Here is a 12,689-nt window from a genome sequence, read left to right as displayed (position 1 = left end):
CTGGATAATGGTTTTGTAACCTATATATTGAATGGTTGCAGAGAATTGGCCTTCTGGGATTTTTGAGATTTTGAAGTTGCCGTCATCTTGACTAATTGAACCGGTAACGGTCTCATTGTTGCTGTTTTTAATAACTATAGTTACATACGGCAGCGGTTGATTGAGATGGGCGTCAATGATTGTTCCTGAAATTGAACCTTCTTTTGGTAAGTCGGAAACCGACGGTTGGGCATATAATGTCGAACACATTATCAGGCAAAATAAAATTAATGATTTCATTGGTGAAGAATTTTTGATTTGATTGATGAATTTAGATTTGATTGTTAATAGAGAGACGAGTACTTTTGTGCATTGTTACGCTCTTATTAATTTTTTTTAAAAATAAAACCCTTGAAATTATGCAACTGAAGAAAAAAACCTTGGTGTTCGGAGCCTCTCTAAATCCGAGCAGATATTCTAATACAGCGGTGCACCGACTGATTGCTCACGGACATGAAGTTGTGGCTTTTGGTTTACGGGAAGGCGAGGTGGCAGGGGTGAAAATTGATGCAGAATTGAAACCTTATCATGGCATAGATACTGTGACTTTATATATGAATGCCACAAGACAAGAGCCGTTTTACGACTACCTCATTTCTTTAAAACCAAATCGCGTCATTTTTAATCCGGGAACAGAAAATCCAGAGTTTTTCGACTTGTTAAATCAGGAGCAAATTGAGTTTGAGGCGGCCTGCACCTTAGTGCTGCTTGGAACGAATCAGTATTAATCCTAAAAATGTTAAGAGGCCATTTAAAATCAGTATAAAATATCCAAATTCAAAACCTAGCCAGGTTAGGCTGTTAAGACCGATAATATAAGAGAGAATTGGGGACAGAATGGCAAGAATGGGCACCCATTTATCTTTTACCTGCCACTTGGTGAACAGTCCAAAAGCATAAAGACCAAGTAAAGGTCCATAGGTATATCCCGCAAAAAGTAAGAGTTTTGCAATGACACTTTCATCTTTAATAGCGTATTTAAAGGCTATAATGACCAAGATCAAGACAAACGACATCATCACGTGAACACGTTTTCTAATTGTAATTTGTTTTGCGGCATTATGCTTTTTCTCAATGCCTAAAATGTCAATGCTGAATGAGGTGGTCAAAGATGTTAGAGTACTATCCGCGCTGCTATACGCCGCGGCAATCAATCCCAATAAAAAGAAGATAAAAACGCCAATTCCTAGATGTTCTTTTGCCAAAATAGGGAAGAGCTCATCTTTATGTGCATCAATGCCATTTTGTTGTGCATAGACCGTTAAAAGAAGGCCTAAACTTAAAATCATAAAGTTCACTAATGTTAATATGATGGTAAACCAGAACATGTTTTTCTGCGCATCCTTCAAACTTTTACAGGTGAGGTTTTTTTGCATCATATCCTGATCCAATCCAGTCATTACAATGGCGATGAATGCTCCGGATATAAACTGGTTCCAGAAATAATCACTCGATTTAAAGTCGTCAAAGAAAAAGGTTTTGGACAAATCACTGTCTAAGACATAGCCTAAGAGATTTCCGCCACTAATACCTAAGTCATCACTTACATAGTATATGGCAACGCCAATTGAAATCAGCATAAACAGGGTTTGCAAGGTATCCGTCCAAATAATGGTCTTGATTCCAGATTTGAAGGTATATAACCATATTAAAAAAACAGTAATGGTTACAGTTTGCCAAAAGCTGATACCTAAATCATCAAAAAGAAGCACTTGCAGGACATTGGCCACTAAAAACAACCTGAAACTTGAGCCCACAATTCGGGATATGAGAAAAAATGAGGCACCGGTTTTATAGGAGGCATTCCCAAAACGCTCTTCTAAATAGGTATAAATAGAGGTAAGGTTCAGTTTGTAATAAAGTGGTAGAAGAACCGTACCGATAACAAAATAACCTACAATATAGCCCAAAACCATTTGCATATAGCTGAATTGGGAGGATTCTACCCACCCAGGAACCGATATGAAGGTCACTCCAGAAAGTGAAGCACCAATCATCCCAAAGGCCACTACATACCAAGGTGCTTGTTTGTTCGCTTTAAAAAAAGTGTTATTATCTGATTTTTTTCCGGTGAGGTAGGCTATCAAAATAAGAACTCCAAAATAGGATAGAATCAGTAGGATAATGGTTGTAGAATGCATAAATAATAAAATATAGCGGAAAATTACTTATTAAAGTTTTCAATTTTCAAATAACGTGACTTAAAGTGAAATAAGAACATGTTAAAGCCTCAAAATTATCTACTAAAATCGTAATTTTGCACCCATGGAATTTTCTTCAAAATTACTCGAAAAAGCAGTCAATGAAATGTCTCAACTCCCTGGAATCGGGAAACGGACGGCCTTGCGCTTGGTATTGCATTTGCTCAGACAGCCAAAAGATCAAACCATGTTGCTTGCTTCGGCGTTGCAACATATGAGGAATGATATTAAATTCTGCTCAAGTTGCCATAACATCAGTGATACTGAACTTTGTGAGATTTGTTCAAATCCGCGCAGGACAGGAGAAATCATCTGTGTCGTAGAAGATATTAGAGATGTCATGGCAATTGAAAATACAAGTTCGTTTAAAGGGTTATATCATGTATTGGGAGGGAAAATATCGCCAATGGACGGGATTGGACCTAATGACCTCAATATTTCTTCGCTGGTTGAAAAAGTGAAAAAAGGAACTGTAAAAGAGTTGATTTTCGCCCTAAGCTCTACTATGGAGGGTGATACGACCAATTTTTATATCTTTAGGCAAATTCAAGAGTGTCAAATTATTACCTCCACAATTGCAAGAGGTATTTCCGTAGGTAACGAATTGGAATATACTGATGAGGTCACGCTTGGAAGAAGTATCTTGAATAGAATCCCTTTTGAATCCTCTTTAAAATCCTAATATTTTATTGAAGTTATCCGTTGTCATATTAAACTATAATGTGCGCTACTTCTTGGAGTTGTGCCTCAGAAGTGTGCAAGCTGCAATAGCCAATTTGGATGCTGAAATAATTGTTGTTGACAATCAGTCGTCAGACGATAGCTGCAGGATGGTAAAGCAGTTTTTTCCAGAGGTGATCTTAATTGAAAACAAAGAAAATTTTGGTTTCTCAAAAGGGAACAATATTGGTGTCGCCAAAGCACAAGGTGAATACCTGTGCATTCTAAATCCTGATACGGTTGTGTCGGAAGATACTTTTATAAAGATATTGGCCTATATGAAAAATCATATAAATATCGGGATTTTGGGTTGCCAACTTATTGATGGACGTGGTCAATTTCTGCCTGAAAGTAAAAGAAACATCCCCTCGCCATTGGTTTCCATAAAAAAAATACTGGGGTTTTCCAAGGCCTATTATGCCAACCATTTATCACCAACGGATACTGGCAAAGTTGACATTCTTGTAGGTGCATTCATGGTTCTCAGAAAAGAGATCTACGACCAAGTTGAAGGTTTTGATGAAGATTACTTCATGTACGGTGAAGATATTGATCTTTCTTATAAAGTCCTGAAAGCAGGGTATGAAAATATATATTTTGGAGAAACAGCCATTCTTCACTTTAAAGGAGAAAGTACCTTGAAAGACAAAATTTATGCGAAACGGTTTCATGGAGCGATGCAGGTTTTTTACAACAAGCACTTTAAATCCAATCTTGTTTTTGATATTATAGTCTGGTTTGGAATTCTCTTTTCGAGGTTGTTATTCAGAAACCCATCGCAAATTGATCAAAATGTCACCTCTCATAAGTTAATGACCAAAAGTTTACACTTTAATACAGAACTCCCTTTCAACATAACAACGGTTCAGAGTTTAGCTGAGGCTTCTGCACATTCTCAAGTTGTATTTGACGGCAACACCATTGATTACAAGTCAGTTATTGAATGCATGATGTTTTCAGATAAAGACAAAGAATTCACCTTTAGAATTTTACCTAGAAACTCCAAGTTTATTATTGGGAGCGATAGCGCGGAACAACAAGGGGAAGTGGTTTTGATATAAAAATCCAATGAACATATGCGCCAAGAATTCGGAAAATATAAAGGATTATGTAATGAAGTATGGCAATTTTAACTAATTTTGCATGAGCAAATAAAAATTTTAGCATCAGAATAATAATATGGCAAAATTTGAACTGAAACTCCCAAAAATGGGTGAAAGCGTAGCAGAAGCAACTATTACCTCTTGGTTGAAAAATGTTGGCGACACTATTGAAGCTGATGAAGCAGTATTAGAAATTGCAACCGATAAGGTGGATAGCGAAGTGCCCAGTGAAGTGGATGGCGTCCTGACCGAGATCCTTTATAATGTTGATGATATTGTAAAAGTAGGGCAAGTAATAGCAATCATTGAAACTGATGCAAGTGCTGTTCAAGCGCCTGCAGCACCAAATCAAGACTCAGCTCCCGCTCCAATGGTTGATACTCCGGAGGTTGCTCAAGTAGCAGCAACAGTGGAGGCAGCTAAAACGGTAGTGGCAGCTCCTGTCGCTTCTACTGAAGATCGTTTTTATTCGCCATTAGTTAAGAATATAGCTAAAGAAGAGGGCATTTCCCAATCTGAATTGGACAGTATCTCGGGTACTGGAAAAGATGGAAGAGTGACCAAAAATGACATTTTCGAATATCTTGAAGCTAAGAAATCGGCTCCAGTGTCTGCAACACAAGGATCTGCAAAAGAACATATAGCAACATCTACTCAGCAAGAGCCAGCAGCGGTACAGCCCGCAAAAGAGAAAGCTCCTGAAAAATCCAAAGCGGCTCCTGTATTAGCCAGCAATGGTGATGAGATCATTGAGATGACCAGAATGGGCAAACTCATTGCACATCACATGGTGGAATCAATACAGAAATCAGCGCACGTACAAAGTTTTATTGAGGCCGATGTAACCAATATCTGGAACTGGCGCAATAAAGTCAAAAATGATTTTGCAAAACGTGAAGGTGAAAACCTCACCTTTACACCCATCTTTATGGAAGCTGTCGCGAAAGCGCTGAGAGAATTCCCGATGATGAATATTTCGCTCCAAGATGATAAAATCATCAAAAAGAAACATATTAATATAGGAATGGCAGCAGCACTTCCTGATGGGAATCTTATTGTTCCTGTTATCAAAGATGCAGATCAGCTGAACCTGATCGGGATGACCAAACGTGTTAATGATTTAGCAAACAGAGCCCGTTTAAACCAATTGAAGCCAGACGATATTCAAGGAGGAACTTACACTGTAACTAACGTGGGTACTTTTGGAAGTATAATGGGGACACCAATTATCAATCAACCACAAGTAGGGATTTTGGCTCTTGGGGCGATAAGAAAAGTGCCTGCAGTTGTAGAGTCTCCTCAAGGCGATTTTATAGGCATCCGTTACAGAATGTTCTTGTCACATTCTTACGACCATCGTGTTGTTAATGGGGCATTGGGTGGGCAATTTGTAAAAGCGGTCAAAGACTATTTGGAAGCTTGGGATGTCAATCGCGAAATCTAATATATTATTCAGATCTGATAGGTTTTAAAAACCTGTCAGGATCTGATTAAACATAAAACTTAAACAAATCTTAAACCTAATCTTAAAACAGTTAGGTTTTTCTATTTTTACGCTAATTATTTTCAAATCAGCTTCAAATTTTTGCGCTGAGCTTTTCTACCTTTCGCCAGTCGGAAAGAGAGAAGCGATCACTAACAATCAATAAACCACAAAACAAAAATGACTCTTAATCTCACAAAACCTATCTGTTTTTTTGACCTTGAAACTACTGGTATTAATATTACCTCAGATCGCATTGTGGAAATTGCGGTCTTAAAAGTGTTTCCCGACGGAAAGGAAGATCGAAAAACATGGTTGGTAAATCCAGAAATGCCAATTCCAGCTGAGGTTACAGAAATTCATGGAATTTCGGATGCAGATGTTGCTGACAAACCAACTTTTAAAGAATTAGCACATGAGATTAATACCATGGTTAAAGATTCAGATTTGGCAGGGTTTAACTCCAACCGATTTGATATCCCTTTATTAGCAGAAGAAATGTTACGTTCTGGGGTTGATTTTGATATGAAAGGTCGTGTGGCAGTTGACGTACAAACTATTTTTCATAAAATGGAACAGCGCACCTTGGCAGCCGCATATAAGTTTTATTGTGATAAGAATCTTGACGACGCGCATAGCGCAGCGGCAGATACTGAAGCCACCTATGAAGTCTTAAAAGCTCAAATAGCAAAATATGATGAATTGGAAAATGACACCAAGTTTTTAGCCGAATTCAGTTCGCGCAAGAAATTCGCCGATTTTGCTGGGTTCATCGTTTATAATAAATATAATGAAGAGTGTTTTTCTTTTGGGAAACATAAAAGCAAAAGAGTAGAAGATGTGTTGAACGAAGAGCCAGGATATTTTGGATGGTTGCTCAATGCAGACTTTCCGCTATACACCAAAAAAGTTTTAACCGCCATTAAATTAAGGGCGTTTAATAATAAATTGACCTAAATTTCTGTGCTTGCCTATGGACAAATAAGTAGGCTGTTCAAGGATGCTTAGTCACATGGTGCAACTATTCCAATTTTAGTAACACTTTGAAATATAAAGACATCTAAGAATTTAATTTATGCGTGTATTCGTGGCAACACAACAGCAACACACTATTAGATAAACCAACAATAAATATTCATGAAAATCATCTGCATAGGTCGGAACTACACAGAGCATATTAAAGAATTGGCCAACGAAAAGCCAGCAGAACCAGTCGTGTTTTTGAAGCCTGATACCGCGGTCCTATTAAAAAATCAACCCTTTTTTATTCCTGATTTCTCTAATGATGTCCATCATGAAGTGGAGGTTCTGGTAAAAATATCTAAAGTTGGTAAATATATCGATAAAAAATTCGCACATAAATATTAAGATGAGATTGGACTAGGTATCGATTTTACAGCGCGAGATTTACAACAGAAATTAAAGGAGAAAGGCTTGCCATGGGAAAAAGCCAAAGCTTTTGATGGCGCTGCAATGGTGGGAAAATGGATAGCAAAATCTGATTTTGAGTCGGTGGATGACATTAATTTTTCATTAGAAAATAATGGAGTTCTTGTTCAGCAAGGGAACACAAGTCATATGCTATGGAAAATTGATGAACTTATAGAATATGTGTCAAAATATTTTACTTTAAAGATAGGAGACATTATCTTTACGGGGACACCATCAGGAGTTGCTAAGGTAGAAGCTAATGATGAACTAAGGGGATTGATTGAAAATAACGAAATGTTTAAATTAACAATCAAGTAAATGGAAGAAAATTATAAACTTTATCGCGTTCGTGAATTAGCGGATGGCGATGAGGATTTTGTAATGGCAATTGCTGCGGCATTTTTGGAAGAAGTTCCAGAAGATGCGGCACGACTTAAAAAGGCCGTTGCAGAAGCAGATTATTATACTACTTATCAAGCAGCTCACAAAATGAAACCAACCATAGATTTGTTTGAACTTGGGGTTTTAGAAGATTTAATCACCGTTCAGGATTGGGGTAAGTTGGAAAAGAAGGACATGGATGTGTCAAAGGAATTAAAGTCGGTTTTGGAGGCTATAGAAAGAACTTCCGAAGAAATTAAAAAAGATTTTGATCTCTAATGTTAGCTGAAATTATAACGATTGGTGATGAAATTCTTATTGGTCAGATCGTCGATACCAATTCTGCTTTTATAGCCAAAGAACTTAATAAGATTGGGGTGTCTGTTTATCAGATTACTTCCGTGCAAGATGATGAGGAGCACATCTTGAAGTCCTTTAAGGAGGCTGAAGAGAATGCAAATATCATCATCATCACTGGCGGATTGGGGCCTACTAAGGATGATATCACGAAACGGACCATTGCAGAATACTTTAATGACACCCTTGTCAGAAATGATGCGGTCACGGAAAATATTTGGCGAATTTGGCAAGATAACGTTGATAAAACACCAACACAAGTCAATTTAGATCAAGCTATGGTGCCGTCAAAAGCAGAAGTGCTGATGAATTACCACGGCAGTGCTCCAGGAATGTGGCTTGAAAAAGAAGGGAAAGTATTCATCTCGCTCCCTGGTGTGCCCTATGAAATGCGCGGACTCATGGATGACGCAGTGATTCCTAAACTCGCAAAGCAGTTTAAGTTTCCTTATATTCAACATGAAACGATATTGACTTACGGTCTGGGCGAAAGTGCTTTGGCACAACGCATCGAGGCGTGGGAAGACCATTTGCCCTCCTACATAAAATTGGCTTATTTGCCTAGTTTAGGAAGGGTACGTTTGCGTCTTTCGGGAAAGTCTATGGACAAAAATATGATCCAGAGGGAAATAAAACAACAGATTGAATTGTTGTTGCCGCAAATTAAAGACATCTTTATTGGTTTTGAACGTGATGAATCTATAGAAGCTGTTATTGGACAAGAATTGATTGTTTTGGGTAAAACAGTAGCCACGGCAGAAAGTTGTACAGGAGGTAAAATAGCTGAATCCTTTACTGCTAATGCGGGTGCATCTCAATATTTTAAAGGAAGTGTGGTCAGTTATGCCACACAGTCCAAGGTTGATGTTTTGAAAATTGATCCAGAATTGATAGCCGAGTTTTCTGTCGTGAGTGGAGAAGTTGCGGAAGCAATGGCCAAAGCGATCTTAAAACTATTTGATTCGGACTATGCCATTGCAACCACAGGTAATGCCGGTCCCACAAAAGGCGATTCAGATGCCCAGGTAGGAACTGTCTATATTGCTATCGCTACCAAGAACAACGTATTTTCAGAACGCTTTACGTTTGGTAATCATCGCCACAAAGTCATAAACAGAGCTTCTAATAAAGCCTTTGAAATGCTACAGAAAGAAATTTCAAAAAAGTAACAATTTAAGTTTGTAGGTATTGTAAAGTTTTACTAAATTTGCAAACTGTTTTAAATAACATTATTAAAGTTAGAAAGAATGTCAAGAGTTTGTGAACTTACTGGAAAAAGAGCGATGGTTGGAAACAACGTATCTCACGCTATGAATAAAACGAAGCGTAAATTTGATGCAAATTTGATCAAAAAACGTTTTTACATTCCTGAGGAGGATAAATGGGTAACTTTAAAAGTTTCTACATCTGCGTTGAAAACCATCAATAAAATTGGTATTGCTGCTGCAATCAAAGAAGCGAAATCTAAAGGATTTTTAAAATAATAGCCGCAAGCTAAAAAGTTAAGATAATGGCAAAAAAGGGTAATAGAATACAAGTTATATTAGAGTGTACTGAGCACAAAGAGTCCGGACAACCAGGAACGTCTCGTTACATCACTACAAAAAACAAAAAGAATACGCCAGACAGAATGGAGATTAAGAAATTTAATCCTATCCTTAAGCGAATGACAGTTCATAAAGAGATAAAATAAATGTCGATTCCCATTCATTTGGGAATTATAAAAAGAAAGTATACAATGGCAAAGAAATCAGTAGCATCGTTACAAAAAGGATCTAAGAGATTAACCAAAGCAATTAAAATGGTTAAATCTCCAAAAACAGGAGCTTATCAGTTCGTTGAAACTGTTATCGCGCCTGAGTTTGTGGACGATTTTTTAAATAAAAAATAAATATATACACTATATTTTATAAAAACTGCTTTCATTTGAAAGCAGTTTTTTTATGTCTATATTTGAGTTAAATCTGACAATTTAGCAGTTTGAATCTTAAGGACTAAAATTTGTTGTTTGATTTTGGCGTTACCTTTTAAACCCATAAGGCTTTTGTAAACCTTATGAGTTGAAAAGGTCGGGCTTTACGCTATATCTTTTTAATTTGGTGGCTTCGACAAGCTCAGCCATCAAATTAAAAAGGATGCCGCTGCAATCCCTAACGCAACTCCGTCTTTGATCTGTAAAACGGCATAACAATAAATATCGCAAAACAAATGAGCTTTTTTAAAAAAATATTCACTTCAGAAAAAAAGGAAACCTTAGATAAAGGTTTGGAAAAATCCAAAACTTCATTTTTCACCAAGCTAAACAAAGCAGTTGCCGGAAAATCTAAAGTAGATGACGATGTCCTTGACAATCTTGAAGAAATTTTAGTGTCTAGTGATGTGGGGGTCAACACGACTTTAAAAATCATTGATAGAATAGAAGAGCGCGTTGCCAAAGATAAATATTTAGGTACGTCTGAGCTCAATCAAATCTTGCGTGAGGAAATTGCCGGTTTGTTGTCTGAAGTTGATAGCGGAAATGCGACAGAATTTACCGTTCCAAAAGATAAGAAACCTTACGTCATCATGGTTGTAGGCGTGAATGGTGTAGGGAAAACTACCACTATTGGCAAGTTGGCATCTCAGTTCAAAAAACAAGGTTTAAAAGTAGTTCTTGGGGCTGCAGATACCTTTAGAGCTGCCGCCATAGATCAATTGCAAATTTGGGCAGACCGAGTAGATGTGCCAATGGTACGCCAAGACTTTGGGAGTGATCCTGCTTCTGTCGCTTTTGATACCTTAAAGAGTGCGGTAAACCAAAATGCCGATGTAGTTATCATTGATACTGCAGGACGTTTGCACAATAAAATCAATTTAATGAATGAGTTGACGAAAATCAAACGGGTAATGCAAAAAGTAATTGCGGATGCACCTCACGATGTGTTATTGGTATTGGACGGATCTACAGGGCAAAATGCTTTTGAACAAGCCAAACAGTTCACTGCTGCTACAGAAGTGACCTCACTTGCCGTCACAAAGTTGGACGGTACTGCTAAAGGTGGGGTAGTCATCGGAATTTCTGATCAGTTTAAAATTCCAGTAAAATATATTGGCGTTGGAGAAGGTATTGATGATTTGCAAGTCTTCAATAAGTTTGAATTTGTAGATTCCTTCTTTAAATAACCCAATTCCTGCGAAGGCAGGAATCTTGAACTTCCAAAGCCAATTTGTCTTTGAAGAATACATCCTGTCGGCGCTACTTTCCCACAGTATTTACGATGCGCCAATTTATAATTATCTTACCCTAATGATGGGAAATACCTTATTTATTTAGTCAATATAATGCCCTTTGTTTTCTTAGACCAACATCACTAATTGAAAATTTTGAGCAGGTTTTCGCCTAATTTTTTGGATCATCCTTCTCCGTGCTGCTATTTAAAGGGCGCAGTACATACTTTTCAGAAATTTAAATATCACAAAAAAAGAGGCTGCCTGTTCAGGGAGCCTCCTTCTAATTTAAGGTAAATTGAAAAAATCAAGTTATTGGTGTTTTTAATTTAGCTAATTATTTTTTAGTGTGATTTCTGCAACTGAATTTTCAGCATGCGCCTTATTGATCTTAGAGCCTACATTTTGTTCTATTGTAATACTCAACCCAAGCGCATCTTCCATATAAGGTATGGTTTTCAATTTGCGTTCGGATTCATCCAAAATGCCTAGGTTCACCATTCTATCTTGGAGTTCAGCCCAAATTTGATAAGTTTGGTTTTCAGGAAGCTTAGGTAGGGAGACCACATCAATCATAGATGTTTTGTCCACTGCATTAATATAAGCCACTGTCTTAAGGTCCTTAGCTCTTGAATTTCCTCTTAAGACGTACTTTTCAGTTTCTGGGTTGTTCAATTTCATAAATTGAAGCATCACATTCTCAAGCCTCTGGTTGTTGTCTTCTATATCACTTCTAAGGTCAAAAATCTCTTCTACAACCACTTGGTTTTCATGGTGTAGAGACATATTTTGTTCATAGAGCATAAACGCAGTACTGCCAAAAACAAAAGCCGCGATACTTGCCGCTATGCTAAACCATGGTGTACGTTTGTGCGTGGGAGATGAGTGCATACGTATGACTGGTGCATCTTCTGTAATTTCTTTCATTACGGCGTTCAAAATATATTTTGGTGCTTCAACCGAATTTGCCTTCGCTAAAATTTCTAAATTATCTTGAAGTCTCTCATACTCAACTTTTACTTCAGGAAATTCAGCAATATAACTTTCTACTTCTAAATTTTCATTAGGAGTTGTGGTACCTAGGATATAGCGATCCAGCAGGCCCGATTCCATAAAAATTTGTAAATTATTTTCCATTTTTTCTACACTTTATACTGTATACTATAGTTTAGTTGAAGAGTTTTCGTAAATCTCTCAAACCTATTTTCAACCTAGATTTTATAGTACCTAATGGAATATCCAATTCGTCACTAGCTTCTTGTTGTGTCATGCCTTCAAAGAATAAGGCATTTAAAACTATCTGATACTTCTCTTCTAGTTTGGTAACATGCTCTTTTAAATCAATTACATCCTGATTTAAACTTGTGCTTGGTAGAATATATACGTCTGATTTGTCAATTTGGACTTCCTTGTTAAAACGATTATTGAAACTTCTCAGTTTATCAATAGCCGTATTGCGGGCAATTCTATAAAGCCATGTAAAAAGCTTTGCCTTCTTTGAATCGTATTTTTTGGCATTTTTCCAGATTTTCACGAAACTTTCCTGCAAGGCATCTTGAGCGAGTTCTTCGTTCCTGGTTATTTTTAAAATTACGCCATAGAGACTGTCAGAGTAATTTTCGTAAAGTAAATTAATCGCGGCTTTATCTCCTTTTTCAAGAAGTTCGACAATATGTTCTTCTAATGAATAGCTCAAAAAGTTAAAATTTAGTTTTGTGTAAGGTTAAAAAAGTCCAAGTTCATATTTTGGACGTATATTATATTAAG

At 37.1% G+C, this 12,689-nt stretch carries 15 protein-coding genes and 1 pseudogene; 12 read left to right on the top strand and 4 right to left on the bottom strand.

Going from position 1 to position 12,689, the window contains the following annotated elements:
* Nucleotides 1–279, bottom strand: a 279-nt coding sequence (locus tag VLZ86_RS09420) for a carboxypeptidase-like regulatory domain-containing protein (protein ID WP_325450661.1), incomplete at its 3' end; no start/stop codon positions are given.
* Nucleotides 280–404: 125 nt separating this feature from the next.
* On the opposite strand from VLZ86_RS09420, the gene VLZ86_RS09415 reads away from it, so the two are divergent.
* The gene (locus VLZ86_RS09415) at nt 405–767 is read left to right on the top strand and encodes a CoA-binding protein (RefSeq protein WP_325450666.1); all 363 of its coding nucleotides are present in this window, start codon (nt 405–407) and stop codon (nt 765–767) included.
* Here the strand turns inward: VLZ86_RS09415 and VLZ86_RS09410 are convergent.
* On the bottom strand, nt 738–2,180 hold the full coding sequence (locus VLZ86_RS09410) for a sodium:solute symporter (RefSeq protein ID WP_325450659.1): 1,443 nt from the start codon (nt 2,178–2,180) through the stop codon (nt 738–740). The genes VLZ86_RS09415 and VLZ86_RS09410 overlap by 30 nt on opposite strands.
* 124 nt (nt 2,181–2,304) lie before the next feature.
* Here VLZ86_RS09410 and recR point away from each other — a divergent pair, with 124 nt between their 5' ends.
* The 11 genes and pseudogenes from recR (at nt 2,305) to ftsY (ending at nt 10,877) form a co-directional block, all read left to right on the top strand.
* A complete protein-coding gene (gene recR, locus VLZ86_RS09405; RefSeq protein ID WP_325450657.1) occupies nt 2,305–2,922 on the top strand; it encodes a recombination mediator RecR in 618 nt (205 codons plus the stop codon).
* Between the two features lie 7 nt (nt 2,923–2,929).
* On the top strand, nt 2,930–4,021 hold the full coding sequence (locus VLZ86_RS09400; protein WP_325450655.1) for a glycosyltransferase family 2 protein: 1,092 nt from the start codon (nt 2,930–2,932) through the stop codon (nt 4,019–4,021).
* Between the two features lie 118 nt (nt 4,022–4,139).
* Entirely contained in the window at nt 4,140–5,507 is a 1,368-nt protein-coding gene (locus tag VLZ86_RS09395; RefSeq protein WP_325450653.1) for a dihydrolipoamide acetyltransferase family protein, read from the top strand.
* A 219-nt stretch (nt 5,508–5,726) separates the two neighbouring features.
* Nucleotides 5,727–6,503 carry a 3'-5' exonuclease gene (locus tag VLZ86_RS09390; protein ID WP_325450651.1) on the top strand — a complete coding sequence of 259 codons (777 nt, stop codon included), beginning with the start codon at nt 5,727–5,729 and terminating at the stop codon, nt 6,501–6,503.
* A 180-nt stretch (nt 6,504–6,683) separates the two neighbouring features.
* Nucleotides 6,684–7,295: pseudogene (locus VLZ86_RS09385) on the top strand (fumarylacetoacetate hydrolase family protein).
* Entirely contained in the window at nt 7,296–7,637 is a 342-nt protein-coding gene (locus VLZ86_RS09380; RefSeq protein ID WP_325450649.1) for an Hpt domain-containing protein, read from the top strand.
* On the top strand, nt 7,637–8,884 hold the full coding sequence (locus VLZ86_RS09375) for a competence/damage-inducible protein A (RefSeq protein WP_325450647.1): 1,248 nt from the start codon (nt 7,637–7,639) through the stop codon (nt 8,882–8,884). Before VLZ86_RS09380 ends, VLZ86_RS09375 begins: the two co-directional genes overlap by 1 nt.
* Before the next feature lie 78 nt (nt 8,885–8,962).
* Nucleotides 8,963–9,199: a 50S ribosomal protein L28 gene (gene rpmB, locus VLZ86_RS09370; RefSeq protein WP_325450645.1), complete on the top strand. Its 237-nt coding sequence runs from the start codon at nt 8,963–8,965 to the stop codon at nt 9,197–9,199.
* Nucleotides 9,200–9,225: 26 nt separating this feature from the next.
* The gene (gene rpmG / locus VLZ86_RS09365; protein ID WP_007648529.1) at nt 9,226–9,408 is read left to right on the top strand and encodes a 50S ribosomal protein L33; all 183 of its coding nucleotides are present in this window, start codon (nt 9,226–9,228) and stop codon (nt 9,406–9,408) included.
* Nucleotides 9,409–9,453: 45 nt separating this feature from the next.
* Nucleotides 9,454–9,606, top strand: coding sequence for a DUF4295 domain-containing protein (locus tag VLZ86_RS09360; protein WP_129016607.1), 153 nt, complete (start codon nt 9,454–9,456; stop codon nt 9,604–9,606).
* A 317-nt stretch (nt 9,607–9,923) separates the two neighbouring features.
* Nucleotides 9,924–10,877, top strand: a complete 954-nt coding sequence (ftsY, locus tag VLZ86_RS09355) for a signal recognition particle-docking protein FtsY (RefSeq protein WP_325450633.1) — start codon at nt 9,924–9,926, stop codon at nt 10,875–10,877.
* Nucleotides 10,878–11,255: 378 nt separating this feature from the next.
* Here the strand turns inward: ftsY and VLZ86_RS09350 are convergent, their stop codons facing one another.
* Together VLZ86_RS09350 and VLZ86_RS09345 are read right to left on the bottom strand one after the other, a co-directional pair.
* Nucleotides 11,256–12,059, bottom strand: coding sequence for an anti-sigma factor (locus VLZ86_RS09350; protein WP_325450630.1), 804 nt, complete (start codon nt 12,057–12,059; stop codon nt 11,256–11,258).
* 31 nt (nt 12,060–12,090) lie between these two features.
* A complete protein-coding gene (locus VLZ86_RS09345) occupies nt 12,091–12,618 on the bottom strand; it encodes an RNA polymerase sigma factor (RefSeq protein WP_325450628.1) in 528 nt (175 codons plus the stop codon).
* Nucleotides 12,619–12,689 lie beyond the last annotated feature (71 nt).

Origin of the sequence: Gelidibacter sp. (assembly GCF_035515035.1) — a bacterium.
Taxonomy (GTDB): Bacteria; Bacteroidota; Bacteroidia; order Flavobacteriales; family Flavobacteriaceae; genus Gelidibacter.
The sequence above is the reverse complement of the archived record's forward strand: the minus strand, read 5'-3'. Positions and strand labels throughout refer to the sequence as shown.